Annotated in this window: 27 protein-coding genes; 20 read left to right on the top strand and 7 right to left on the bottom strand. The window is 72.9% G+C overall.

Annotated elements, in window-relative coordinates:
- Positions 1 to 82 precede the first annotated feature (82 nt).
- The 7 genes from cutA to ACLJQE_RS29675 all read left to right on the top strand — a co-directional run bounded on the left by cutA (position 83) and on the right by ACLJQE_RS29675 (position 4,695).
- Positions 83 to 412, top strand: a complete 330-nt coding sequence (cutA, locus tag ACLJQE_RS29705) for a divalent-cation tolerance protein CutA (RefSeq protein WP_410642761.1) — start codon at positions 83 to 85, stop codon at positions 410 to 412.
- Positions 413 to 421: 9 nt separating this feature from the next.
- Entirely contained in the window at positions 422 to 1,129 is a 708-nt protein-coding gene (locus ACLJQE_RS29700; RefSeq protein WP_410642760.1) for an RraA family protein, read from the top strand.
- 67 nt (positions 1,130 to 1,196) lie between these two features.
- Positions 1,197 to 1,661: a DUF6292 family protein gene (locus ACLJQE_RS29695; RefSeq protein ID WP_410642759.1), complete on the top strand. Its 465-nt coding sequence runs from the start codon at positions 1,197 to 1,199 to the stop codon at positions 1,659 to 1,661.
- Between the two features lie 65 nt (positions 1,662 to 1,726).
- Complete coding sequence (locus ACLJQE_RS29690; RefSeq protein WP_410642758.1) at positions 1,727 to 2,374, top strand: response regulator transcription factor; 648 nt, start codon at positions 1,727 to 1,729, stop codon at positions 2,372 to 2,374.
- Between the two features lie 72 nt (positions 2,375 to 2,446).
- Positions 2,447 to 2,845, top strand: a complete 399-nt coding sequence (locus tag ACLJQE_RS29685; RefSeq protein WP_410642757.1) for an ATP-binding protein — start codon at positions 2,447 to 2,449, stop codon at positions 2,843 to 2,845.
- 51 nt (positions 2,846 to 2,896) lie between these two features.
- On the top strand, positions 2,897 to 4,318 hold the full coding sequence (locus ACLJQE_RS29680) for a PAS domain S-box protein (RefSeq protein ID WP_410642756.1): 1,422 nt from the start codon (positions 2,897 to 2,899) through the stop codon (positions 4,316 to 4,318).
- On the top strand, positions 4,315 to 4,695 hold the full coding sequence (locus ACLJQE_RS29675) for a response regulator transcription factor (protein ID WP_410642755.1): 381 nt from the start codon (positions 4,315 to 4,317) through the stop codon (positions 4,693 to 4,695). Before ACLJQE_RS29680 ends, ACLJQE_RS29675 begins: the two co-directional genes overlap by 4 nt.
- Positions 4,696 to 4,699: 4 nt before the next feature.
- Here the strand turns inward: ACLJQE_RS29675 and ACLJQE_RS29670 are convergent, their stop codons facing one another.
- Positions 4,700 to 5,092: an STAS domain-containing protein gene (locus tag ACLJQE_RS29670; protein ID WP_410642754.1), complete on the bottom strand. Its 393-nt coding sequence runs from the start codon at positions 5,090 to 5,092 to the stop codon at positions 4,700 to 4,702.
- 337 nt (positions 5,093 to 5,429) lie between these two features.
- On the opposite strand from ACLJQE_RS29670, the gene ACLJQE_RS29665 reads away from it, so the two are divergent.
- A complete protein-coding gene (locus tag ACLJQE_RS29665) occupies positions 5,430 to 8,000 on the top strand; it encodes a hypothetical protein (protein WP_410642753.1) in 2,571 nt (856 codons plus the stop codon).
- Here the strand turns inward: ACLJQE_RS29665 and ACLJQE_RS29660 are convergent.
- A complete protein-coding gene (locus ACLJQE_RS29660; RefSeq protein ID WP_410642752.1) occupies positions 7,997 to 9,442 on the bottom strand; it encodes a phenylacetate--CoA ligase family protein in 1,446 nt (481 codons plus the stop codon). The genes ACLJQE_RS29665 and ACLJQE_RS29660 overlap by 4 nt on opposite strands.
- A 28-nt stretch (positions 9,443 to 9,470) precedes the next feature.
- Between ACLJQE_RS29660 and ACLJQE_RS29655 the strand changes: the two genes are divergently transcribed.
- The 8 genes from ACLJQE_RS29655 to ACLJQE_RS29620 all read left to right on the top strand — a co-directional run bounded on the left by ACLJQE_RS29655 (position 9,471) and on the right by ACLJQE_RS29620 (position 15,628).
- Positions 9,471 to 9,959, top strand: a complete 489-nt coding sequence (locus ACLJQE_RS29655) for a MarR family winged helix-turn-helix transcriptional regulator (RefSeq protein ID WP_410642751.1) — start codon at positions 9,471 to 9,473, stop codon at positions 9,957 to 9,959.
- Between the two features lie 190 nt (positions 9,960 to 10,149).
- Positions 10,150 to 11,352, top strand: a complete 1,203-nt coding sequence (locus tag ACLJQE_RS29650) for a hypothetical protein (protein WP_410642750.1) — start codon at positions 10,150 to 10,152, stop codon at positions 11,350 to 11,352.
- Between the two features lie 104 nt (positions 11,353 to 11,456).
- Entirely contained in the window at positions 11,457 to 11,762 is a 306-nt protein-coding gene (locus ACLJQE_RS29645; RefSeq protein ID WP_410614937.1) for a DUF1883 domain-containing protein, read from the top strand.
- Between the two features lie 135 nt (positions 11,763 to 11,897).
- The gene (locus ACLJQE_RS29640) at positions 11,898 to 12,374 is read left to right on the top strand and encodes an MSMEG_6728 family protein (protein WP_410642749.1); all 477 of its coding nucleotides are present in this window, start codon (positions 11,898 to 11,900) and stop codon (positions 12,372 to 12,374) included.
- Positions 12,375 to 12,446: 72 nt separating this feature from the next.
- On the top strand, positions 12,447 to 13,595 hold the full coding sequence (locus tag ACLJQE_RS29635; RefSeq protein WP_410642748.1) for a type III PLP-dependent enzyme: 1,149 nt from the start codon (positions 12,447 to 12,449) through the stop codon (positions 13,593 to 13,595).
- A complete protein-coding gene (gene speD / locus ACLJQE_RS29630) occupies positions 13,588 to 13,947 on the top strand; it encodes an adenosylmethionine decarboxylase (RefSeq protein ID WP_091311046.1) in 360 nt (119 codons plus the stop codon). Before ACLJQE_RS29635 ends, speD begins: the two co-directional genes overlap by 8 nt.
- Complete coding sequence (locus ACLJQE_RS29625; RefSeq protein ID WP_410642747.1) at positions 13,947 to 14,819, top strand: spermidine synthase; 873 nt, start codon at positions 13,947 to 13,949, stop codon at positions 14,817 to 14,819. The genes speD and ACLJQE_RS29625 overlap by 1 nt, the downstream gene beginning before the upstream one ends.
- Positions 14,820 to 15,001: 182 nt before the next feature.
- On the top strand, positions 15,002 to 15,628 hold the full coding sequence (locus ACLJQE_RS29620; RefSeq protein ID WP_410642746.1) for a DUF4360 domain-containing protein: 627 nt from the start codon (positions 15,002 to 15,004) through the stop codon (positions 15,626 to 15,628).
- Positions 15,629 to 15,894: 266 nt separating this feature from the next.
- On the opposite strand, the gene ACLJQE_RS29615 is transcribed toward ACLJQE_RS29620, so the two are convergent.
- Positions 15,895 to 16,344: a MarR family winged helix-turn-helix transcriptional regulator gene (locus tag ACLJQE_RS29615; protein WP_410642745.1), complete on the bottom strand. Its 450-nt coding sequence runs from the start codon at positions 16,342 to 16,344 to the stop codon at positions 15,895 to 15,897.
- 84 nt (positions 16,345 to 16,428) lie between these two features.
- On the opposite strand from ACLJQE_RS29615, the gene ACLJQE_RS29610 reads away from it, so the two are divergent.
- Positions 16,429 to 18,492 (top strand): MMPL family transporter, encoded by a 2,064-nt coding sequence (locus ACLJQE_RS29610; RefSeq protein WP_410642744.1) that lies wholly within the window; start codon positions 16,429 to 16,431, stop codon positions 18,490 to 18,492.
- Between the two features lie 5 nt (positions 18,493 to 18,497).
- On the opposite strand, the gene ACLJQE_RS29605 is transcribed toward ACLJQE_RS29610, so the two are convergent.
- Positions 18,498 to 19,544: a hypothetical protein gene (locus ACLJQE_RS29605; protein WP_410642743.1), complete on the bottom strand. Its 1,047-nt coding sequence runs from the start codon at positions 19,542 to 19,544 to the stop codon at positions 18,498 to 18,500.
- A 9-nt stretch (positions 19,545 to 19,553) separates the two neighbouring features.
- Between ACLJQE_RS29605 and ACLJQE_RS29600 the strand changes: the two genes are divergently transcribed.
- Positions 19,554 to 19,712 (top strand): hypothetical protein, encoded by a 159-nt coding sequence (locus tag ACLJQE_RS29600; protein WP_410642742.1) that lies wholly within the window; start codon positions 19,554 to 19,556, stop codon positions 19,710 to 19,712.
- Between the two features lie 450 nt (positions 19,713 to 20,162).
- On the opposite strand, the gene ACLJQE_RS29595 is transcribed toward ACLJQE_RS29600, so the two are convergent.
- From ACLJQE_RS29595 to ACLJQE_RS29585, 3 genes are all read right to left on the bottom strand, one after another.
- A complete protein-coding gene (locus tag ACLJQE_RS29595; protein WP_410642741.1) occupies positions 20,163 to 20,561 on the bottom strand; it encodes an ATP-binding protein in 399 nt (132 codons plus the stop codon).
- Positions 20,562 to 20,861: 300 nt separating this feature from the next.
- Positions 20,862 to 22,028, bottom strand: coding sequence for a VanZ family protein (locus ACLJQE_RS29590; protein ID WP_410642740.1), 1,167 nt, complete (start codon positions 22,026 to 22,028; stop codon positions 20,862 to 20,864).
- A 75-nt stretch (positions 22,029 to 22,103) separates the two neighbouring features.
- The gene (locus tag ACLJQE_RS29585; protein ID WP_410642739.1) at positions 22,104 to 22,298 is read right to left on the bottom strand and encodes an antitoxin; all 195 of its coding nucleotides are present in this window, start codon (positions 22,296 to 22,298) and stop codon (positions 22,104 to 22,106) included.
- 200 nt (positions 22,299 to 22,498) lie between these two features.
- Here ACLJQE_RS29585 and ACLJQE_RS29580 point away from each other — a divergent pair, with 200 nt between their 5' ends.
- Both ACLJQE_RS29580 and ACLJQE_RS29575 read left to right on the top strand, forming a co-directional pair.
- Positions 22,499 to 22,924: an NmrA family NAD(P)-binding protein gene (locus ACLJQE_RS29580; protein ID WP_410642835.1), complete on the top strand. Its 426-nt coding sequence runs from the start codon at positions 22,499 to 22,501 to the stop codon at positions 22,922 to 22,924.
- A 43-nt stretch (positions 22,925 to 22,967) separates the two neighbouring features.
- Positions 22,968 to 23,363: a PPOX class F420-dependent oxidoreductase gene (locus ACLJQE_RS29575; protein ID WP_410642738.1), complete on the top strand. Its 396-nt coding sequence runs from the start codon at positions 22,968 to 22,970 to the stop codon at positions 23,361 to 23,363.
- Positions 23,364 to 23,469: the final 106 nt, after the last annotated feature.

Below are 23,469 nucleotides of genomic sequence, written 5' to 3'. Positions count from 1 at the left end.
AGGAATACCGGCTGGGTCGCGGGTGCGCGTAGAACAGCGCGCGCTGCACCGCCTGCGCCGATGGTCCCGGTAGCCTCGCCGCATGGCGGCAGAACACGTGATCGTGACGTCCACGACGGACTCGGAAACCGCGGCGCGGGAGCTCGCCGCGCAGGCGGTCGAAGCCCGGCTCGGTGCCTGCGCCCAGGTTGTCGGCCCGATCACCAGCGTCTACCGGTGGGAAGGCGCCGTGCAGACCGATCAGGAGTGGCGGGTGGAGATCAAGACGACCGCCGACCGGGTGCCGGCGCTCACCGAACGCCTGCGGCAGCTGCACGGCTACGACCTGCCGGAGGTGATCGCCACCCCGATCGTCGGCGGCAGCGCGGACTACCTGGCGTGGCTGACCGGACAGACCCGGGACGCTGGCTAGGTTCGGCGCATGGAGCACGAAGGACTCAGACAGCGCTTCGCGACGCTGACCACGGCCCACCTCGCCGACGCGTGCATCCGCGCCGGGCTCCCCGTGCGGTGCGCGCCGGCGCCGACGCGGGCGGTGGTGCCGGGCAGCAGGCTGTTCGGCCCGGCGGTCCCGGCCCGGCACGTCGGCAGCGTCGACGTCTTCCTCGAAGCGTTCGAGGGCGCTCCCGGCGGCGGTGTGCTGGTGGTCGACAACGGCGGCCGGCTCGACGAAAGCTGCGTCGGCGACCTCGTGGTCCTCGAAGCGCGTGCCGCCGGGCTGTCCGGGGTGGTGATCTGGGGCCTGCACCGCGACACCGCCGACATCCGCGCCATCGGCCTGCCGGTGTTCAGCCTCGGCTCCCTGCCCACCGGCCCGCTCGGCCTCGGGCCGCGCGTGGACGGCGGGCTGGCCGAAGCGATCGTCGGGACCTGGCGGATCGGCCCGGCGGACCTGGTGCTGGGTGACGACGACGGCGTCCTGTTCGTCCCGCTCGCCCGTGCGGGCGAATTGTTCACCCTCGCCGAAGGAATCCGCGACACCGAACGCCGCCAGGCCGACCGGATCCGGGGCGGCGAACCGTTGCGGCAGCAGGTGCGTTTCGGTGAATTCCTTGCGGCGCGCGAAACGAATCCGTCCTTGACCTTCCGCGCGCACCTGCGGGCCGTGGGTGGGGCGATCGAAGAATGACCACGAAAGTGTGACCATCGCCCAAATCGGGTATTCCGGGCCTGCGGCGGGTGCGGGAGGTGGAACCATGGACACGCTCATCGGCTTCGGCAGAGACATCGAATACCACTTCGCCCGGGGGTTGCGTGCCTACCTCGCCCGGGTCGCGGCGGCCGCCGGCGTCGGCTTCGAGTCGTGTTCGCTCGACCTCGACGTGCCCGCCTCGGGGTACGTCGCCCTCGACCGCACGCTCCCGGACCTGCCGGGGCACGACCTGGCCCTGATCTGGGACGAGGTACACGGCTGGTCGGCGGTCGTCGAGCCCGCGGGCGGGGGCGCGGCGAAGCTGCTCGCCTACCTCGGGGGCCCGGAAGTGCTGCCCGCGCCGCGCGCGGTCGCCCGGTTCGTCGAGCTGCTGCGAGTCGCCGGACCGCCCGCCGGCTCCTTCCGGCCGCCGGTGTTCCGGGCCGCGGGCCACCACGAGGACCTCGTCGACTGGCTGCCCGTCTCCGGTCCCGAAGGACTGCTGCGGCCGAGTTCCCCGGCCTGGTGACCGGCAGCGGTCCCGCGTGGGCGCCTAGGATGGACAGGCAGTCACCGCCGGAGTGAGGGAACACCGTGAGCAGCGCCGATGAGCCCCGATCCGTCCGTGTCCTGCTCGTGGAGGACCACGACATGGTCGCCGAAGCGCTGCAGCAGGCCCTCGACCGCGCCGACGGGATCACCGTGGTCGGCCGGGCCCGGTCCCGGGCGGAAGCGATCGCCGACACGCTCGAGCACGCCCCGGACGTCGTGGTGCTGGACCGGCGGCTCGCCGACGGCGACGCCCTCGACGTCATCGCCCAGCTCGGCACGGGTGGCGCGCGGGTGCTGGTGCTGACCGGCGACGCGACGCCCGCGGTCGCCGTCCAGGTCGCCAAGGCGGGCGGCGCCGGGTTGCTGTTGAAATCCTCTCAGCTCGGCGTCCTGGAATCCGCCGTGCGGGACGTGGCCGCCGGTGGCGTGGTCTTCGACGCGGAGCTGCTGCCGGGTGTCTTCGACCGGCTCACCGGCCGGGGTCCCGGCAACGGCGCGGCGCTGACCGCCAGGGAACGCGAAACCCTCGACCTGCTCGCCGAGGGCGCGACCACCGACGAGATCGGCCGCCGGCTGGGCGTGTCCCGCAACACCACGCGCAACCACGTCCAGCGGGTGCTCGAGAAGCTCGGCGCGCGGTCGAAGCTCGAAGCCGTCGCGGTGGCCCGCCGGGAGGGCCTCATCGGCTGATGCACCTGCACCAGCCGGGGTGGAGGCTTTTGCATCTCGCGCCGCCGGGTGCGCGTCGAGCAGGCTGGTGTCGTGAACATCCCTGCCCCGCTCACCGCGGAGTGCGTGCTGACCGGCTCGCCGGGCGGCCTCGCCGCCGCCCGCCGGTTCACCAGGCTCGTTCTGCTGGCCTGGACCGATGGCGCCGCGGTCGACGACGCGCTGCTGGTCGTCACCGAACTCGCGACGAACGCACTGCGCCACGGCGGCGGTGATCCGGTCCTGCGGCTGAGCGTGCACGATGCGGACGTCCGCATCGAGGTCTTCGACGACAACCCGGCACTTCCGGTGCGGCGCCCGGCGGGGGCCGACGGCGGTTGGGGCCTCGCCCTCGTCGACCGCCTGTCGGCCGTGCGCGGGACCGCCCGTCACGGCCGGGGGAAGGTGGTCTGGTGTGTCCTGCCCGCATCGTCTGCCGAGTTCGCGGGCTGAGCACGGGTTCGCGGCCGTGCCGGGTGGGCGGCGATCCGGCAGAGTTGCCGCATGGACGACGACCGGTTCCGCCTGCTGGTGCAGGGAGTGCTGGACTACGGGATCTTCATGCTGGACACCGAGGGGCGGATTTCGACCTGGAACGCCGGGGCGGAGCGGATCAAGGGGTACGCGGCGGAGGAGATCGTCGGGCAGCACTTCTCGGTCTTCTACCCGCCTGACGACGTGGCCGCGGGAAAGCCCGCCCGCGAGCTGGAGATCGCGCTCGACCAGGGGCGGCTGGAGGACGACGGCTGGCGGCTCCGCAAGGACGGCACCCGGTTCTGGGCGAACGTGGTGATCACGGCGCTGTACGACGAGCAGGGGCGGTTGCGCGGGTTCGGGAAGGTCACCCGCGACGTGACCGAACGCCGCGCGGCCGAGCTGGCGCTGAGGGAGAGCGAAGAGCGGTTCCGCCTGCTCGTCCAGAGCGTCCAGGACTACGGGATCTTCATGCTGGACACCGAGGGGCGGATTTCGAGCTGGAACGCCGGCGCCGAGCGGATCAAGGGGTACGCGGCGGAGGACATCATCGGGCAGCACTTCTCGGTCTTCTACCCGGCCGACGACGTCGCGGCGGGCAAACCGGCCTGGGAGCTGGAGGTCGCGGTCGCCGAAGGGCGGCTGGAGGACGAGGGGTGGCGGGTCCGCAAGGACGGCACCCGGTTCTGGGCGAACGTGGTGATCACCGCGCTGTACGACGAGCACGGCCGGTTGCACGGGTTCGGGAAGGTCACCCGCGACATGACCGAACGCCGCAACGTCGAGCAGGCGCTGCGCGAACGCCGCCGGCTGGTCGGGCACCTCGTCGAGGCGCAGGAGGTGGAGCGGCGCCGGATCGCCTGGGACGTCCACGACGAGTCGATCCAGTCCATGGTGGCCGTCGGCATGCGCCTGCAGCTGCTGGCCGGGCGGCTGCCGGAACCGCACGCGAGCACGGTCGGCGGCCTCGACGAGTCGGTCGCCGCCGCGATCGCCCGGTTGCGTGGCCTGGTGTCGCGGCTGCGGCCGCCGGAGCTCGACCGGCACGGCCTGGTGGAGGCCGTCTCCGCCTACACCGACGACGTCGCGCGCCGCTGGGGGCTGGCGCACGAGGTGCGGGACGAGCTCACCGCCGAGCCGTCCCCCGAAGCGGCGATCACCGTGTACCGGATCTGCCAGGAGGCGCTCAGCAACGTCCACAAGCACGCGCGCGCCACCCGGGTCGGCGTCATGCTGTCCACAGTGGACAACGGGACCCTCGTGCGGATCACCGACGACGGCATCGGCACGGCCGGGGGCGACGCCGGCACGGGCCACTTCGGGCTGGTCGAGATGCACGAACGCGCCGAAGCGGCACACGGCTGGCTCTCGGTGGACAGCAGGCCCGGCGAAGGCACCGTCGTCGAGTTCTGGCTGCCCCTGCTGCCCGACGTGACGGAGCTGGAACCGTGACCGAGCTGCGCGTGCTGATCTCCGACGACGACGTGATGATCCGCGACGTCCTCAAGGAGGTCCTGGAGTCCGAGGCCGACATCGCGGTGGTCGCGGTGGCCGGCGACGCCGACGAGGCGATCCGGCTCGCCGAGCGGCACCGGCCCGCGGTGGCCGTCCTCGACGTCCGGATGCCGGGCGGCGGCGGGGCGCGGGCGGCCCGCGAGATCGCCCGGCGCAGCCCGGAGACCGCCATCCTGGCCTTCTCCGCCTACGCCGACCGGACCTCGATCGCCGGGCTGGCCGCGGCGGGCGTCACCGAGTACCTGGTGAAAGGCGCACCGAACACGGCGATCGTCGAAGCCGTCCGGCGGCTGGGCCGTCCGGCGGCCGGGTGAGCGGTCAGCGGACCGGCCGGACGTTCGCCACGCTGTCGAAGTCGGTCGGCAGGAGCGTGAACAGCCGCCGCACCGCGCGGGACCGCCCGGCGTCCACGGTGAGGCACGCCCCGGCCGTGTCGGCGAGCAGCTGGGCGCGCAGCAGCGAGTTCAGCCCGGCGACCGAGAAGAACGTGACGCCGTCGAGGTCGATGACCACCTCGCCGAGTTCGCCGTGGACGCGCTCCTGCAGGACCGCGTCCAAGCGGCGGGCGGTGCTGAGGTCGACTTCGCCGGTCACCTCGACCAGCAGCGTGCGGGTGCCGGGGGAGTGCACGCGCAACGACATGTGGCCGTCGGCGTTCAACCAGTCGGCAGCGGTGAGCGGGTGGTCGGCCGAGCGTGGTTCCGGGACCATCACGGCACCCTTTCGTCGGACAGCGGGGCGGACCGGACGCAACGGGACGGACGGGGATGACTGACGGGGGCAGCCTGCCGGTCCGGGCGCGGAACGTCCGGCAGCGGCTGACGGCTCAACCGTGAGCCTCCAGCATAGTGCATCTGCACTAGGCGGACCATCGGCGTAACCGGATGGAGAGCGAACCGGTGGACGGTCGGCGACCGGCGTCACGGACGGACACCCGCCGGCGCGTCCCCGAGCCGGGTACCGGCCAGGTCATCGCCGAACTCGGCTAACGGGCCGTAACGCAACGCACCCCCTCCGCGAGTAATCTGACACGAGGGGGTGATCGACGGTGCACGCGCGCCGATTCGGGGGCTTCGACCAAGCCGAACTGCCCGCGGCCCACCGGGTCCGGTGGTGGCTGGCGGCGGTGGCGGCCGGGCTCGTCGCGGCCGGCTTCGCCGTCGTGCCCTACCTGCCGTTCTTCCAGGCCTGGACGTTCGTGCGGGATCCGAAGGTCGCCACGGTGATCACCTGGACCGTGCTGCAGACGTCCGTGGTGCTCGTCTCCGCCGTCCTGACGCTGTACTTCGTCGGCAAGGCGAGGCTGGAAGCCGCCGCCTACCGGGCCAACCAGATCGACATCCGGGTGTTCGTCGACGAACGGCCCGAAGGCAGCCACGACCGCGAGATCGATTCCGCCGTCGAGCTGACCGCCACCTTCAAGCGGTTCCTCAACGACTCCCGCCTCTACACCCCGACGCCGGTCCCCGGCGCCGGCAGCTCGTACGACTTCCTCCAGATCGTCGAGCACGCCGGCGACTCCGCGGAGGGCTGGTGGAAGGCCGTCACCAAGGTGATCCGGCTCGCCCAGCCGCCGGCCGCGTTCACCGTCACCGGCACCGTCCGGCCCGGCAACACCCCCGGCCGCCACCAGCTCATCCTGGAACTCGTCCGCGTCCCGCGCTTCGCCGCGAGCCCGCTGGTGATCGAGGACGCGAACTGGTCGCGCGTGCTGCACCGCGCCGCGAACGCGGTGGCCGCGCTGGTCATCCCGCGCAGCGCGTACGTCCGCACGAACATCCACTGGGCCGCCTGGCGCGGCGCGAAGATCCCGTACGAGCTCTTCGACGCCTACCAGCGCGCCAACCACTTCATCGCCTACCGCCGCTACGACGAGGCACTGGCCGAGTACTACCGCGCGGTCAGCCTCGACCCGGCGAACGTCTACCTCAGGCTCGAGATCGCCGCGCTGCAGGAACAGCTCGATCTGCACCTCGACGCGCTCGCCACCTACGACGACGTGATCACCCTCTGCAGCCGGGGGCACCCGCGGCTGGCCCGCTGGTGGATCGGCGCCGACTTCGCGCGCCAGCCCCGCCACGCCGGCCGCGGCCGCGAGGTCGCCCTGCTCATCGCCCGCTACCGGCACGCGCTCGTCCTCGGCCACGGCGACTCCGTGGCCGGGTCCTGGTGGGTGCGGCGCACCACCGCGGGCGCTCCCGGCGACGCGCGGGCCCAGCGCCGCGCCGAACTGCGGGCGGCGATCGAGCTGCGGTTCCGCCGGTACGTCGAACTCGACGTCCGGACCCGCCCGTACGCGATCCCGCGGGAGAAGCGGCTCGAGCTGCACCGGCGCGTGCTGAAGGTGGCGGTCGAGGAGCTCGTGGTCAAGGAGGCGACCCCGGCGCAGCTGGCCGAGTACAACCAGCGCGCCGCGGAGATGCGCTCGTACTTCGGCGCGCTCTCGCAGTACGAGATCGAACGGCTCATCGAGGACTACCGCCGGTTCGGACGGCGCTGGCGCCGCAGCTGGCAGCAGCTGACGAACCGGGCGCTCGACCTGTCCCTGGTCTGGTCGGTGCTGCGGCGCGCGATGGCGGACGTCGAGCCGGTCACCGGCGCGGTACCCGAGCCCCAGCCCGCCTACCCCGGCAGCCGCGTCCGGCTGGCCGACGTCTGCCCGGGCCGGCGCTGGCCGCCGGACCCGCAGGCCCTCGACGACACCGTCGAAGCCGCGGGGCCCCGCCGGTCGTGGGAGGAGTGCTACAACGCGGCGAGCGTGTACGCGGTCGCGATGCTCGAAGTCGGCCCCCGCGGCGAGCGCGACCTGCGCGACCGGGCACGCAACCCGCGTCTGCTCGGCGAAGCGCGGGACGAGGTGGCCCGCCGCGCGGTCCGCGAGCTCTACCACGCGGCGACGATCAGCCACAGCGGACGGCTGCCGGAACGGCGTTCCTGGGTGATGGGGGAGGACCCCGACCTCGCGGCCCTGCGGGGCCACGAGCTGTTCCGCGTGTTCGAGATGGTGACGTTCTCGCCGGACCGCGCGGCGCCGCTGCGCCCGCAGCGCGCCCACGTCTGGGAGCAGGTCGGCTACGTCCGCCTGCTGGTCGCCGAGATCGCGGGCTGCCGGGCGCACTTCTGGCGTGTCCGCGCCCTCGACGAGGGCCCGGGCCCGGACGGCCGCACCCTCGACCGCTGGCGTTCGGCCGACCGCGACGCCTGGCGGAAGCTGGCGAGCCTGGCGGCCGGGAAGCAGGACTGGTACACGCGCTACCAGGCGATCTGCGCGTTCCGCGAGTGGGCGGCCGAGTGCGGCTACCCGGGTTCGATCTCCGGTTTCCCGCGCTACTGCGAGGAAAGCCTGCACGCCCAGCTGCGCGGGGCCGCGGGCCCGCGCGCGAAGACGGGCCTCGACGCGAACATCGTCGTCCGCGAGTACGTCCGCCTCTGCGACCGCCGCCTGGACCACCTGGTGGCCGACGTCGCGGAGCTCGAGCAGACCCCGGTGACCGCGGACGACTTCGCCGCCCGCGCGGACCTGTGGGCGGCGCTGTGTTCGTGGTTCGACGACGACATCGCCGACGGCTCGTCGGCCGAGGAACGCCGCGAACGGTTCCGCAAACTCGCCCGTCCCTAGGCCTGCCGCGTGTAGCGGTGCTTGACCCCGGCCGGGAAGTACTCGGGATCGCCCGCCGGGCGCAGGACGACGTCCGGCAGCTGCCGCTCCGCCGGGACGTAGTGGGCGAATTCGCTGTTCAGCCGCACCAGCTGGGTGCGCACGGCCGCCGCGATCCGGCCGGCGTCGGCGGTGGCGCCCGGTGCCGTCTCGACCGTGATGCGCAGCCGCCGGTCGCGGTCGGCGTCCTCGACCGGCTCGATGACGAACTTGCCGGTCACCGTGTCGCTGATGCCCGGCTGCTCCAAGCCGACGGTCACGTTCTCCGGGTAGACGTTCGCGCCGAAGAACGACACCGTGAACAGCGACCGGCCGAACACGTACACGAACGGCAGCTCGGGACCCGGTGGCGGCGTGAAGCCGTGCCGGGCGCAGTGGGCCAGCAGCTCGGCGTGCGGCAGGAGCCCGCCCTCGTCGGCGATGTGGTAGCGGATCAGCGGGATGCCGCCGTCGGCCGTGAAGACCAGCGTGCCGTCGTGCACCTCGAAGAAGCGGCTCGCCGGGTCGTACTGCACCAGCGTCGGCAGCCGCGCGTCGCCGAAGACCTCGCGGGCCAGCTCCGGGCGGCCGGCGAAGAACCGGCGGATGCCCGCCGACACCGGGGTCTCGGTGCCGAGCACGCCGGCGTCGGCCGTGCCGTACAGCGACGCGATGTCGCGGACCGGGTCGGCGATCCCGGCCCGCCCGGCCACCAGCTCGCGCCACTGCTCGCTGAACACTTCGCCCGCCAGCACGAGCTTGATCGCGTACGCGGGCCAGTCGACGCCCTCGGCCAGGCCGGTGTCGACGACGTCCTTGACGAACGGCGGGTAACCCAGCAGCACCACCTGGTCGAAGTGCGGCGCGAGCTCGGGCAGCACCCGCAGGATCTCCGCCTTGTTGTTGCCGGGCGCGACCACGGTGATCGGGCAGCCCTTGGCGGCGAGGTGGCGCACGCACGCCGTGGTGAACAGGCCGCCGACCCAGGTGCCGAGCGGGAAGCAGACGACGGCCAGCGTGCTGCGCCGATCGGCGCCGAAGGCGCCGGCCAGTACGGTTTCGAACCGGCGGGCGACGTGCAGTTCGTCTTCGAGCGCGCGCGGCCAGATCGCCGGGCGGCCACTGGAGCCCGAGGAGACGGCGATCATGTCGAGCCCGTCGAACGTGCCGTCCCGGCACAGCTCGGGCAGCGGATACTTCCGGTGGTAGCCGGCCTTGCCGGTCAGCGGCAGCGTGCGGAAATCGGCCATCGTGGCGATGGCCTGCGGTTCGATGCCGTGTTCTCGCAGGAACTTCCGGTACGCGGGCACGGATTCCGCGGTGCGGTGGAAGAGCTTGAGGACGTGGTTTTCCGGCGGCGGTTCCGGAGCCCCGAAGAGGGTGTCGAACGCCTGCCGCACGCGGGTCTGCCGGCCGAGGTCCATGATCGGAGCATAGCGGCGGGCGCGTGCCATGATGGGCGCCGTGAGCACCTCGGCCCAGGAGCAGCCCGCCGGCGCGCCGTTGACCCTTTACCTGGTCAAACGGCTCGAGCTGGTGATCAGGGCACTGCTCGACGACGCCCTGCGGCCGCTCGGGCTGACCACCCTGCAGTACACGGCGCTGAGCGTGCTCGAGGCCAGCGGCGCGCTGTCGTCGGCGCAGCTGGCGCGCCGGTCGTTCCTGCGTCCGCAGACCATGCACGAAATGGTGCTGACGCTGGAGAAGCGCGGCCTGATCGCGCGGACCCCGAAGGCGGGCAACAAGCGGGTCCTGCTGGCCGGCCTCACCGACGCCGGACGCGAGCTGCTCGCCGGGTGCGCGCCGGCGGTCGCGGAGCTGGAGAACGCGCTCCTGGCCGACCTGAGCCCGGGCCAGCGCGCGACGTTCCGCGAGGGGCTGCAGCACGGCGTCACGGCCCTGGGTGCCCTCTCGGGGCAGCGGCGGGCGCAGGAAGCCTGACTTCGGCGGACGTATCCCCAAGCGGACACCTGGTCCATCGATCTCACCCGACTGGAGTCTCAAGTCAGGCTTGCTGAGACCTATGCACTAGGCCGACCGAGTGGAAGCGTCGGACGGCCCGTAGCAGGGGTGTGGCCTGCGGCGTTGGAGGGTACGTCCAGGCCAGCTCTCACCGTGGAGGTTCGCCGACGTGACCCGGGCTCGCGAGGTGGGCGGCGCGTCCATCGCCGCGCGCCGGCTGCTGGCGCTGGCGGGTGCCGTGGCGGGTCTGTGGCTGGCGACCTGGCTGACGTCCGGCACCGCCGAAGCGGCAGCGGCACCGGGCGACGATCCGATCGGGACGGTGGTCGGCGCCCTGGTACCGGCAGCGGTGGCCCAGCCGCCGAAGAGCACGGCCCGGCCGGCGGCCGAGCCACCGCGGGGCGCCACGCAGACACCGCGATCGGACGCGGCTGGAGCCGCGCACGCGGTTCGGCCGCCGGTTTCGCGTGCCGCCGCTGCGGTCATGGGTCCGGGCGTGGCGGCAGCGGGCGCAACCGCGGCGGCCGGCTCGCCTGCGGCCTCGGGTGTGGCTGGGGTTGTGGGTTCGGTCGAGCCGGTGGGGCGGGCTGTGGGGGCGGCGGTTTCGCCTGTGGCCACGGGCGCGGCTGCGGTTGTGGTGCCGGTGGCTGGGGTCGTGCGGTCGGCCGAGCCGCTGGGGCGGGCCGTGGGGGCTGTGGTGTCGCCGGTGGGCGAGGCCGCCTCCGCCGTTGTAGCGCCCGTGGTGAAGGCGACCGCTCCCGTTTCCGGCGCCGCCGAGGCGTTGCTCTCGCCGCTGACCGGCAGCGTCGGCACGCTCGTCGAGCCGATCGTCGCCGCGCTGCCCGTTGCCGGCCTCGTCGGGGCCGTGACCGGCGTCGTCAAGCCGGTCACCGCTCCCGTCCTCGGGGACCTCCTCACTCCCGTCGGCGGCGGTGCCGGACCGTCCGTCGTCGTTCCGGTGGCCGATCTCGTCGAACGGCCCGCGACCGGCTCCGGCGTCCGGGTCGTGATGCCGGCTGCGGCACCCGTACCGCCATCCGCCCGGCCCGGCGGCACCCCGGTCTTCGAGAAAGCCCCGGTCGCGTCCGGCCGCGCCTGTGCCGCCGCGCCGGAACGCCACTCCGGCGCGCAACTCCGCCGTCACCGCGGCCACCTTCCCGGGACCGCCTCCGCGCCTCCCGGCGCACCCGCACCCGCACCCACGCCGGCGCCCGTGTCGTCTTCCGACGTCGCCACCGGTACCGGCTCCGGCCAGCCGCCCGCCTTCCTGACCGGCGGCCACGTTCCGCACCACTTCCGGGCGTCCCCCTGGGCGCACGGCGACTTCGTCCCGCTCTGGCGGGCGTGCGAACCGGGCACCGGGCCCGGCTAGTCCCGTTCCGATCTTCCGCCCGTCGTGTGCTCCGCGGCGCGATCCGCGCTGCCCGCGACCAGCCGAACTCGAATCGAAAAACCCACGCGTGGAAGAGGGACGAAATGGAAGCGAGCGTGTTCGACCTCGGGAAGGTGCGAAGAGACGCGGTGGTCACCGTCCGCCTGGACGCGATGGCCAACGTCAGGCTGCTGACCGCGGTCAACTTCCAGGCCTACCGGCGCCGGCAGTACTACCGGATGCACGGCGGGGTGGCCACCGCACCGATGTTCAAGATCCACATCCCGGCCAACGCCCACTGGTTCCTGGTGATCGACGTCGAGGGCCTCGAAGCCCGGCCCCTGCGGCCCCGGGTGAGCGTCGAACCGGAAGCGGCCGTCACGACCCGTGGACGCAGCGGCCCCCGGTAACCACCTTCGCGGCCCCGATCTCCCGGTCGGGGCCGCGAGGGGCGCGCGGTGCGCCGGCACCACCGGCCAAGACGAGGCCGGTGCGCGTGGCCGATCTTCCCGCATCGGCGGGCGGATGCCGGGTACCCGGCCGGGATGCAGACGTTCCTGCCGTGCGCCGACTTCACCGCCAGCGCCCGCGCGCTCGACCGCCGCCGCCTCGGCAAGCAGCGGGTGGAGGCACTCCAGGTGTTGCGCGCGCTCGTGATCCCCGGCTACGGCTGGCGCCACCACCCGGCGGCGAAGATGTGGACGGGGTACGAAGAGGCGTTGACGCGCTACGGCCTCGAGGTCTGCGCGGTGTGGTGCGAGCTGGGCGCGGCGGACACGTGCGCGGTGAAGCTGACGGACGAGTTCACCCGATCGGTGAGCAGCGCCGAGATCCGCACCCAGGCCGAACTCACGGCGGCGGGGGACGTGCCGCCGTGGCTGGGCGACGGGGCGCTCCACCGCAGCCACCAGTCGGCGCTGGTGCGGAAGGACCCGGAGCACTACGGCGCGCGGTTCCCGGGGGTACCGCCGGACCTGCCGTACGTGTGGCCGGCCTCGGACCGGCCGAGCCGAACGGCGTGAGCCGCCGCCCCGCCCGGGACGCCGGACCACCGGTGGCGGTTCGCCTGACCCCGGTTTGCGACACTGGCGCCCGTGTGCGCCGACTTCACCCGGATCCGCCGCTTCCTCGAGGAGCGCGACCCGCCGACGCCGTGCCTGGTCGTCGACACCGACGTCGTCGCGGCCCGGGCGCGGGAGTTCGGCGCGGCGTTCCCCGGCGCGCTGATCCGGTACGCGGTCAAGGCCAACCCGGCGCCGCCGGTGCTCGACGCGCTGGTGGCGTCCGGGATCGGCTTCGACGTCGCCGGGCCCGCCGAACTGGAGTCGTGCCTCGGCCGCGGTGCCGACCCCGCGCAGATCGCCTACGGCAACCCGATCAAGAAGCCGCGGGACATCGCCTTCGCGTTCGAGCGCGGGGTCCGGGAGTTCACCTCGGACGCTCCCGCCGACGTCGACCACCTGGGCCGGTACGCGCCGGGCTCGGCCGTGTCGATCCGCATCGTGCTCGACGCGCCGGACTCGGCGACGCCGTTCGGGCGGAAGTTCGGCTGCGCCCCGGCCGAGGCCCTCGACCTGGTGCTGCGCGCGGCCGCACTCGGCCTGCGGCCCGGCATCGCCTTCCACGTCGGCTCGCAGCAGCCCGACGTCACCGCCTGGGAGATCGGCATCGCCACGGCGGCGAAGCTGTTCGGCGAAGCCGCGGCACACGGTGTCGAGCTGACCCGGCTCAACCTCGGTGGCGGCTTCGCGACCACCCACCGCACCGCCGTCCCGCCGCTGGCCGCGTACGCCTCGACGATCGCGACGGCGCTGCGCACCTCCTTCCCGGCCGGGCGGCCCGAGCTGCTGCTCGAACCCGGCCGGGTGCTCGTCGCGGACGCCGGCCTGCTGCGGACCGAGGTCGTGCTGGTCGCGCAGCGGGACGAGCGGCGCTGGGTGTACCTCGACATCGGCCGCTACAACGGGCTCGCCGAGGCCGAGAACGAAGCCATCGCCTACCGGTTCGAACCGGTGGGCACGCACGACGGCCCGGACGGACCGGTGGTGCTCGCCGGGCCCACCTGCGACGGCGACGACGTCCTCTACCAGCGGACGCCGTACCGGCTGCCGCGGTCGTTGCGCTGTGGTGACCGGCTCGACCTGCCGGGCACCGGGGCCTACACCGCGAGCTACGCGTCCGTGGGGTTCAACGGGATCGAGCCCCTGCGCACCTACTGCCTCGGGCGGTGGGGAGATGCCTGACGTGGGCCGGTTCACCGGGCGGCACGTGCTCGCCGAGCTGCACGGCGTCGACCCGGGCCTGCTCGACGACCCGGTGCGTCTCGGGGAACTGCTGCGGGCCGCGGTGACGGAGGCGGGCGCGACGGTCCTCGACGTCGTGGCGCAGCGGTTCGCGCCGCAGGGCGCCACGGTGATCGCGTTGCTGGCCGAGTCGCACGCCTCCGTCCACACCTACCCGGAGCACGGGTCGCTCTTCGCCGACGTGTTCACCTGCGGGGAGCGCGCCGATCCCGAGCACGCCCTGCGGTTGCTGGCGACGTCGCTGCACGCCGCTTCGGTCCACCTGTCGGTCCTCCACCGGGGAGAACGCTGATGCCCCTGATCCACGAACCGGTCGGCGACGGCCTCACCCGCGTCTGGGAAGTCGGTGACCTGCGGTTCCACGAGCGCACGCCGTACCAGGAGGTGCTGATCGGGACGACCGCGCAAGGGGTTTCGCTGTTCTGCGACGGCGAACGCCAGAGCACCGAGGCGAGCCAGCTGGTGTACCACGAGGCGTTGATGGTGCCCGCCCTGCTGCTGGCCGAGCGGGTGCGGCGGGTGCTCGTCGTCGGGTCGAGCGAGGGGGTCGCGAGCGAGCTGGCGGTCGCCGCGGGCGCTTCGGTGGTCGACCACGTCGACATCGATGCCCAGGCCGTCCGCGCCTGCGCCGAGCACCTGCCCTACGGCTACACCCCGGCGGAGCTGGCACGGGCCGAGCACGGGGACGGCCCGATCCGGGTGTCCTATGCGGACGGCTGGGCCTTCCTGGCGGGCGCCGAGAGCCGTGGCGAGACCTACGACGTGGTGGTGATCGACCTGCCGGACGAGAACACCGATCCGGACGCGCAGCACAACCGCTTGTACGGCACGGACTTCCTCGCCCGCTGCGCGCGCCTGCTGGCGCCGGGCGGGGTGGTGACCTGCCAGGCGGGCTGCCCGACGCTGTGGCGCAACGAAACCCTGCGCGCGTCCTGGCGGCGGTTCCGCGAGGTGTTCCCGTCGGTGCTGTACTTCGGTTCCGACGAACACGAGTGGGCGTTCCTGTCCGGCCGCGCGGACCCGGTCGAGGACCCGGGCGCACTGGTGGCGCGGCGGTTCGCGGAGCGGGCGAGCTGGGCGGCGACGCTGGACGCCGAAGCGCTGCTCGGCGGCTGCACCCCGCCGCGGTCCCTCCGCATCGGTGGTCCGGACCGGACGTCTTGACCTTCGATTCCCCGAATATTTCGCCCCGGGAAAGGTGAAATGGCGGGAAATGGATTTCCCGCGGCCCGGCTTGTCGTGTTACTCCGTTCAGTGGCCGTCGAAAAGGTTGCGATCGCGCTACGATCCTCTCCGCGCGCGATCATCATCACCACCAGGCACCGTGGCCCATTTGGAGGAGCATCATGCTCGGTATGTCGGTCGTAGGCGCAATGATTCTGTCCGCTCTCGTCGCCCCCGTCGATTCACCGGCGGCTTCGGCTCCGGCCGGAAAGATCACGCTGGACATCAAGACGATCAACGGTTCCGGCTGCCCGGCGGGCACGGCCACCGCGTCGGCCGACGTCGCCTCCGACAACACCTCGTTCACGGTGCACTACACGAACTTCACCGCGAAGGCCGGCGGCGGCGCGTCCGCGCTCGAAGCCAGGCGGAACTGCCAGATCAACGTGCTCGTCCACGTGCCGCAAGGGTTCACCTACGCGGTCGCCAAGGCCGAGTACCGCGGCTTCGCGCACATCGAGAGCGGGGCGAGCGCGCTCCAGCAAGCCAACTACTACTTCACCGGGACGGCGCCGACCGCCCGGGTGCGGCACACCTTCCCCGGCCCGTTCCACGGCGTGTGGCGGGCCACCGACACCGCCGACGTGGCCGAGCTGGTGTTCGCACCGTGCGGGGAGAGCCGCAACCTGAACATCAATGCGGAACTGCGGGCCGACGCGGGTTCTTCACCCGGTTCCAGTTACATCGAAATGGACTCCGAACACGCGAGCGTGGACACCATTTACCACTTCGCGTGGAAGACCTGCTGAATTCCGGCGGGCATTGTCACGGCGCCCGCTCACCGGAACCCCGGCCGGTGAGCGGGTTTGCCGTGCCCGCGCGGACCGCGGAAATTCGTTGAACACGGTTCACGCGAACAGCGTCAGCTGCGGGCGGGACCGCGTTCGGTGTCGGGGCTGGGCACCAGGCGGCACCGTCGTTCGAACCGCTCCATCAGGACGGTAGCGATCAGGACGGCCACTGGGGTGCTCACCGCGATCCACATGTAGGGAGTGCTACCCAGCCGGGCGCGCTCTCAATCGCGCGCGGACATCCGGGTGATCAGGTCCAGCAGGCGCGCGCGGAACGCGTCGTCGTCGCCGAGGCCGCCGAGCAGCGCGGGCTCGGCGCGCACGGCCTCGTCGTGCACCGCCCGGCCGCGCGCGGTCAGCCGCGTCAGCTGGCGGCGGCCGTCGGCGGGGTCCGCGGCCCGGGCGACGAACCCGGCCTTGGCCAGCCGGTCGAGCGTGCGGCTCATCGTCTGGTCGGTGACCTGGCAGCGCCGGGCCAGCGTCCGCTGGGGCAGTGGCCCGTCGCGCAGGGTGTGCAGCGCGATCAGGCCCGCGTGGGTGAGACCCATGCCGTCGAGCACGGCCACCCAGCGTTGTTCCACCATGCGCGCGGCCGCGGCGAGCAGCCGTCCGGTCGGCCACGTGCTCAGGTCGGGTTCGGGGGTTGTGCTCACCGTCGCTGTGCTCACCGTCACTCGGGGATCGTCCGGGGTCGTCGTGCAGAATGTTCAGCTTGCTGAACAATTGGCGTGTTCACGCTCGGAAGGAGCTTAGCGACCATGAACGACAACCCGCGCCGCCGCCGCTGGCTGGTTCCGGCCCTCCTGGTGATCGCCTGGCTCGGGCTGGGCGGGTTCGGCGGGCCGTTCGCCGGGAAGCTCGGCGAGGTCGCGAAGAACGACAACGCCGCCTTCCTGCCGCGCTCGGCCGAAGCCACCGAGGTCTCCGCCGAGCAGAAGGCGTTCAGCACGCGCCAGGTGCTGCCCGCGACCGTCGTCGCCGAGCGCACGAGCGGCCTGACCGCCGAAGACCGGCGGTTCCTCGAGGCCAAGGCGCGGGAACTGGGTGACGTGCCCGGGGTGGCCGGCCCCCTGGGCAAGCCGGAGCGGGCACCGCGGGACGACCAGGCCGCGCAGCTCGCCGTGCCGATCGCCGCCGACGGCAACCCCGCCGACGTCGTCAAGGAGGTCCGGGCGCGCCTCGCCGGCGCGCCGGACGGGCTCACCGTGCTCGTCACCGGTCCGGCCGGGCAGATCGCCGACCTGGTCGAGGCGTTCGGCGGCATCGACGGCATCCTGCTGCTCGTCGCGGGCGGCGTGGTCGCGCTGATCCTCGTCGCGGTCTACCGCAGCCCGCTGCTGCCGGTCCTGGTACTGCTGTCGGCGGTGTTCGCCCTCGGGCTCGCCAGCCTCGTCGTCTACCTGCTGGCCAAGCACGACGTCCTCGCGCTCAACGGCCAGAGCCAGGGCATCCTCTCGATCCTCGTCTTCGGCGCGGCGACCGACTACGCGCTGCTGCTGGTCGCGCGGTTCCGCGAGCAGCTGCGCGACACGCCGAGCCGGTTCGACGCGGTCAAGCTCGCCTGGCGCGCGACGCTCGAACCGATCGCGGCGTCGGCGGGCACGGTCGTGCTCGGCGTGCTGTGCCTGCTGTTCAGCGACCTCAACTCGAACAAGGGCCTCGGCCCGGTCGCGGCGATCGGCATCGGCGCCGCGCTGCTGGCGGCCACCACGTTCCTGCCGGCCGCGCTGGCCCTGTGCGGACGCGGCGCGTTCTGGCCGTTCAAACCGGCGCTGGGCTCGCCGCACCCGGAGACGTCGGGCAGCTGGGGCCGGGTGGCGCGCCTGGTCGGCCGCCGCCCGCGCACGGTCTGGGTGGTGACGGCGCTGGTGCTCGGGATCGGCGTCGCGTTCCTGCCGCAGCTGAAGGCGTCCGGGACCGCGCAGTCGGACGTGTTCCTGACCGAGGTCGAATCCGGGACGGGGCAGGAGGTCCTCGGCAGGCACTTCCCGGGCGGCCTCGGCGCGCCGGCGGTCACGATCGCCGACGCCGGCGCGCTGCCGGCGGTCCTGGAGGCGGCCAAAACCGCCGGAGTGGCGCAGTCGTTCCCGTTGCCGGGCCCCGACGGCGCCCCCAAGGTCGTCGGCGGCCGCGTCCAGATCCTGTCCGTGCTGACGGATCCGGCGGACTCGGAGGCGGCGGTCGCGACGGTGGCCCGCCTGCGTGCCGCGGTGCACGCGGTCCCGGCGGCGAACGCGCACGTGGGCGGCCCGACGGCGATCCAGCTGGACACGCAGGAGACGTCGAAGCGCGACCGGGCGCTGATCATCCCCATCGTGTTGCTGGTGATCTTCCTGGTGCTGGCGTTGCTGTTGCGGTCGTTGCTGGCCCCGCTGCTGCTGATCGCGACGGTGGTGCTCTCGTTCGCGGCGACGATGGGCGTGTCGGCACTGGTGTTCAACCACGTGCTCGGTTTCCCGGGGGCGGACCCGGTGGTGCCGCTGTTCGGGTTCGTCTTCCTGGTGGCGCTGGGGATCGACTACAACATCTTCCTGATGACCCGGGTGCGTGAAGAGGCGTTGACGCGGGGGACGCGCGAGGGGACGTTGCGCGGGTTGTCCTTGACGGGCGGGGTGATCACGTCGGCCGGGGTGGTCCTGGCGGCGACGTTCTCGGCGCTGGCGGTGATCCCGATCCTGTTCCTGGCGCAGATCGCGTTCATCGTCGCGTTCGGGGTGCTGCTGGACACCCTGCTGGTGCGCTCGCTGCTGGTACCGGCACTGACGGTCGACGTCGGGCGGCGGATCTGGTGGCCGTCGAAGCTGGCCCGCCAGGCGGCCTAGGCCGGTCAGGGGATCGGCTCGACGCCCTCCGGCAGGTGGTCGAGTTCGGGGGGTATCGCGTGGCGCTGGACCGTCTGCACCTGCCGGATCGTCGACGGATCCCGGTAGGGCCGGGGCGGCGGGGTGAAGAGTTGTCCGTGCCACCCGGACAAGAGGCCGTCCCAGGGCGCCCGGACGCCGGCGAGCTTCGTGGCCAGGTCCGCCGGGCTCCGCCCGGACACGGCCTCGTACGCGGCTTGGCCGGTCTGCCACGCGTCGGCCTCGAAGGCCAGACCCAGCTGGTAGGCCTTGTAAGCTTGGCCGTACCGCACGAACGTCGAATTGAACTCTTCCCTCAGGGTCGACAGCCGCTCCCGGAAGTGCGTGACGTGCACCGGCAAGTGCGGCAGGCCCGGCCGCTTCGGGGCCGCGGCGAGGTCCTGCTGGAACCTCTGGAGCTTCTTGCAGCTCTCCTTCCAGGCCGCGGATTTCTTCTTCAGGTCCTCGTGGACCCAGGCGTTGAACGGAATGGACTGGGACCATCGGTCCGCCTCGGCCGCTTCCTCGGGGCTGAGCTCGGCCCCCTGTTGCCGGGCCAGCTCCACCACGGCCAAGTCCATGCCGATGGTGGCCGCCACCGCGGTGGCGATCGTGGCGGCGTCCCGTCTTTCGCCCTTCTTCTTCCGCGAGCCGGCTTTGCGTTCCTGGACGCAGAGCAGCCTCGCCACGCGGAAGAACTGCTCGGCGTGCCGGCTTTCGTGGATCACGGTGTCCGCGAGTTTGGCGCGCTGGGTCACGTCCAGCGTGGGCAGCCGAAGCAGTTCGGGCGAGATGTCCATGATCCAGAAGTCCGGCTTGAACATGCCGTAAACGCTGCCGCCGGTCCCGGTCATCCCGGGGAACAGGCCGATCTTCGGGACGTTCAGCAGGCCGAGCTGGGTGTTGATGGCGGACCGGAGTGCTGCGATGCGGGTGCCGGGGCCGGCTCCGGGAGCCGACCACTCGCGGAACACGTCGCCGAGGCCACCGACGAAGCCGCCGACGTCGGCGGCCAGCCCGGTGGTCCGTTGCACGACGGGGGCGTGCGGCGGCCGGCTTTCGGCGACGACACGCTGGACTGCCCGGTTGCCGGCGTGCGCCTGCAGCTCGAAGAGCAGCTGCTCCGGAACGAGGAGATCAGGACTCCGGTCCGCCGGCCGGGTGACCGGGTGCTCGTCGAGATGGTGCCGATGCACCCGTAGCCGCTCGCTGTGGTCCATCGCCCGCTCCTCAGTCCGTCAATCCGGTATCCCAGCCGGGACGAGCAAGCGGAACACACGGCCGGGAAGGGCCGAGAGCAGAGATCATTGCCCGGTCGGGCAACCGCCAGGTGGCGGCGGCGCCGGGCGCGGGAATCCGGCGCTTCGCCGGTGAGGTACGCCGCCGTGCCGGTACGGCGCCTCGCGCGCCGACCAGCCACCGGGTCACGGCCTCGCCGTGCGGGACCGGGTGCGCGGCGAACGCGCGCTCGCCGCCTCGCCGCGGACGACCTCGCCGGAACCGGTGTCGTGGGCGGCGGGCGGCCGGCACTGCCGACCGGAACAGCAGGCAGGCGGCGTCGTCGAGCTCGTGATCGTCCCGGCACGGTCGAGCACCACGGCCGCCCGGCCCCGGTGCCGTCGATCGCGACGGCGGGCGCGCTGTGCGCCGGATCAGCCACAGGCACCGGCCGGATCCGGGTCGGTGGCCAGCTCCGCCCACAGGGTCTTGCCGCTGGGACGGCGGAGCTGCCCCCAGGCCGCGGCGCAGCGTTCCACCAGCAGGAGCCCGCGTCCGCCGTGGTCGGACGGCGTCCGGCGCCGGGCGGGCTCGCCCCCGCTGTCGTCGACCTCGATCCGCACCTTGGCGGCGCCGGGCAGCAGGCGGACGTGGTAGGGCGCACGGCCGTGGCGCAGCGCGTTCGACGTCAGTTCGTCCACCACCATGACCGCCGTGCCGACGACGTGCGCCGGGAACCCGCGCAGGACCGTCCGGACCCAGTGGCGGACCCGGGCCAGCTCGGACAGCTCGGGGGAGATACCGATTTCGTGCCGGGCAAATCGGAGTTTCACGTCCGCCTCCTTCGCCGGGCCGTCCCCGGCGGGGAAGCCCTCCCCTTCTTCATGCCCGGAACCGGGCCCGGCGACACGGGGATCCGAGGTCGTCATGCCGCACCCCGGGAAGTTTCGACCGCCTCGCGCGCGGGATCCACGGGTGTGACGTCGCCGTCACCCGGGTACCGCTGCCGTGGCCGCGCTGCATCGGTGGTCATCGAAAGCTCCAGGGCGGGGATGCGGGACACGGGCTGGCGGCTCAACCCGTTCCGGACGGAATTTACCAGCGCTGTCGACCCCGGGCAGCACGGTGCCCCGTCACCGTCCTTTGAGGACTTTCTCCCGCGGGGCGGGTCCCGGCACCGGTTCCGCGGCCGACGGCGGCACGACGGCGACGTTCACGGTGCGGGTCAGCCGCTCGTAGGGCGCCCGGTGTTCGTTGTCGAGCAGCACCGCCAGTGGCGTCCAGACGCCGACGACGAACACCGACGCGGCCAGCGCGACCGGCAGGAGCAGCTGCTCGGGGTGGCCGGCCAGGTCCCAGCGGTCCAGGTCCAGCAGCAGCCAGGTGAGCCACAGCGGCGAGAGCAGGACGCCGTTGCGGACCAGCAGCGCGACCGGTCCGGCGCGCCGCCCGCCGCGGCGGGCCACCCGCAGCAGCATCGCCCGCTTGCCGGGCGTCGACCCGGTGACGGCGGGCAGCACCACGAACCAGACGAGGGCGAGGACGACGACCGGCGTGTCGCGGTGGCGCAGGTCCTCGCCGAACAGGGTCAGCAGGCCGAAGAGGAACCCGAGCAGCGCGGCGAACCCGAGCAGGTCGGTGACCAGGGCGAACAGCCGCCGGGTGAAGGTGACCTTCGCGGCGTAGCGGCGCCGGTCGCGCTCGGGCTCGACCGACGGGAGCAGGCGCCCGAGCGGACCGGCCAGCAGCCAGCCCGCCGCGACGCCCGCGGTGTTGAGCAGCAGGTCGTCGACGCTGAAGAGCCGGTACGGGCACGGGTAGACGAACCACAGGCCGGTCAGCTGCGTCAGCTCGAAGAACAACGACACGCCGAAGCCGATCAAGGTGGCCGGGACCAGCCGCATCCGCCGGGCGTACCGGGCGTAGAAGCCCAGCGGCGCCAGCATCACGACGTTGAGCGCGGTGGTCCAGACCGCCGGGTTGCGCAGCACCGCACCGGGGCTCCAGTGGCCGCGGGCCCGCTGCGAGACCACTTCGACGAAGTAGAACGGCCGCAGCTGCGGAGAACTCGCGTACGTGTGGCCCGCGCAGTACGCCGGGTCGGCCGGCAGGGGCAGGACCGTCTGCATGGCGATCGCCAGCAGGTAGAACAGGAACGCGTAGAAGACGAACGTCGGCCACCCGCCGGCGCGACCGCGCCGGCGGTAGCTGACGAAGGCGGCCGGCAGCATCACGGCCAGCGCGACGAGCGGGAAGAGGAGCAGGGCGGTCCGGACGGGGACGAGGTAGGTGGCGACCACGGACCCGGTGGTACCCAGCCGCGGGGGCGGCGAAGCGTGCTTCCCCCCGACGGCTGGGCGAGCACCGGGCCGGGCTCACTGCGGGGGTGCCTCCTGCTGCCCGCCGCCCTGCTTGCGCAGGAAGTCCTTCGCCTTGTCCGAGCCCTGGTCGATCTTGTCGGCGTGCTGGCCGAAGCGCTGCTTGGCGGCCTCGGCGGCCTTGTCGACGCCCTGGTCGGCCTGGTCCGGGTGCTTCCCGAGCGCTTCCTTGGCCTTGTCGAACAAATTCATCGCTGGCCTCCGTTGCGGAATCCGATCTTCGGACTCCCCGAGGAGAACACCGGCGGCCCCGGCCCGCAACGCTCCGTCCCCTGGTATGGGGATTCCGGCGTTTTCGCGGGTGAAAGACGGTGCACGGGGGTTTGCGGCGGCCGGGCGCGGGTACCGGCGATTCCTTTGCGGCGCGGGCCCGGTCGGTACGGGCATGAGCACTGTCGACGGAGAAACCCGGGTGGTCGCCGTGGTCGGCGCCACCGGGCGGCAGGGCCTACCGCGTCCCGCACTACGACGCCAAGGGCGCGGCCGACGCGGAGTTCCGGGCCGTGCCGTCGACGTTCCTGCGCACGGCGTTCTACTGGGAGAACCTCCTCGACGGCGGCGGTCCGAGCCGCGGCGAGGACGGCGTTCTCCGCCTGGCGTTGCCGCTGGGGTCCGCGCGGCTGCCCGGCATCGCCGTGGCGGACATCGGCCGCTGTGCCCACGTGATCCTGCGCCGTCCGGACCTGGTGGGGGAGACGGTGAGCGTCACCGGCGAGAACCTCACCGGCCGGGACCTCGCGGCCGGGTTCGCCGGGGTCCTCGGCGAACCCGTGCGCTCGCGACTCCGCGTGTGCGCGAACTGCACCCCGGCCTGCTGACCTTCCGGCAATGGCTTTCCACCGCACTCGAAAGGAATCCCCGATGACCCTGTCCCTGACCGAAGCCGCCCGCGAAGTCCTCGACGGGCCCCACACGGCCGTGCTGGCCACCTCGAACGCCGACGGACGGCCGCAGTCGTCGGTGATCTTCGTCAAGCGAGACGGCGACAGCGTCGTGTTCAGCACCATCGAGGGCAGGCTGAAGACCCGCAACATGCGGCGCGACTCGCGGGTCAGCCTGCTGGTGGCGGGCAACCCCGGCCGGTACGTCGAGATCCGGGGGCGGGTCGAGCTCACCCCGGATCCGGACAAGGTGCTGCTGCACGAAATGTACGCGCGGTACATGGGCGGGGTGACGCCGCCACCGGAACCGGACGCCGAGCGGCTGATCGTCCGGATCGTCCCGGAAAAGGAGTACCTCTGGCCCCCGGCGGCGTGATGTACCCGGCGGCGCGTGAACCACGCGCCGCCGTGGCCCGTATACCGGGGTGACGATCGCCGCCCGGCCGCACGGGCAGGCGGTCACCACCTGTACCACGACGTGA

Origin of the sequence: Amycolatopsis sp. lyj-346 (assembly GCF_046548975.1) — a bacterium.
Classification (GTDB): domain Bacteria; phylum Actinomycetota; class Actinomycetes; order Mycobacteriales; family Pseudonocardiaceae; genus Amycolatopsis.
The sequence above is the reverse complement of the archived record's forward strand: the minus strand, read 5'-3'. Positions and strand labels throughout refer to the sequence as shown.

Excerpts from the sequence above, each read along its gene's own strand:
- ACLJQE_RS29610 (WP_410642744.1), top strand. The coding sequence starts at position 16,429 with ATGAACGACAACCCGCGCCGCCGCCGCTGGCTGGTTCCGGCCCTCCTG.
- ACLJQE_RS29575 (WP_410642738.1), top strand. The coding sequence starts at position 22,968 with ATGACCCTGTCCCTGACCGAAGCCGCCCGCGAAGTCCTCGACGGGCCC.
- ACLJQE_RS29655 (WP_410642751.1), top strand. The coding sequence starts at position 9,471 with ATGATGGGCGCCGTGAGCACCTCGGCCCAGGAGCAGCCCGCCGGCGCG.
- ACLJQE_RS29695 (WP_410642759.1), top strand. The coding sequence starts at position 1,197 with ATGGACACGCTCATCGGCTTCGGCAGAGACATCGAATACCACTTCGCC.
- ACLJQE_RS29700 (WP_410642760.1), top strand. The coding sequence starts at position 422 with ATGGAGCACGAAGGACTCAGACAGCGCTTCGCGACGCTGACCACGGCC.
- ACLJQE_RS29640 (WP_410642749.1), top strand. The coding sequence starts at position 11,898 with ATGCAGACGTTCCTGCCGTGCGCCGACTTCACCGCCAGCGCCCGCGCG.
- ACLJQE_RS29625 (WP_410642747.1), top strand. The coding sequence starts at position 13,947 with ATGCCCCTGATCCACGAACCGGTCGGCGACGGCCTCACCCGCGTCTGG.
- ACLJQE_RS29680 (WP_410642756.1), top strand. The coding sequence starts at position 2,897 with ATGGACGACGACCGGTTCCGCCTGCTGGTGCAGGGAGTGCTGGACTAC.
- cutA (WP_410642761.1), top strand. The coding sequence starts at position 83 with ATGGCGGCAGAACACGTGATCGTGACGTCCACGACGGACTCGGAAACC.
- ACLJQE_RS29620 (WP_410642746.1), top strand. The coding sequence starts at position 15,002 with ATGCTCGGTATGTCGGTCGTAGGCGCAATGATTCTGTCCGCTCTCGTC.
- ACLJQE_RS29645 (WP_410614937.1), top strand. The coding sequence starts at position 11,457 with ATGGAAGCGAGCGTGTTCGACCTCGGGAAGGTGCGAAGAGACGCGGTG.
- ACLJQE_RS29585 (WP_410642739.1), bottom strand. The coding sequence starts at position 22,298 with ATGAATTTGTTCGACAAGGCCAAGGAAGCGCTCGGGAAGCACCCGGAC.
- ACLJQE_RS29670 (WP_410642754.1), bottom strand. The coding sequence starts at position 5,092 with ATGGTCCCGGAACCACGCTCGGCCGACCACCCGCTCACCGCTGCCGAC.
- ACLJQE_RS29660 (WP_410642752.1), bottom strand. The coding sequence starts at position 9,442 with ATGGACCTCGGCCGGCAGACCCGCGTGCGGCAGGCGTTCGACACCCTC.
- speD (WP_091311046.1), top strand. The coding sequence starts at position 13,588 with ATGCCTGACGTGGGCCGGTTCACCGGGCGGCACGTGCTCGCCGAGCTG.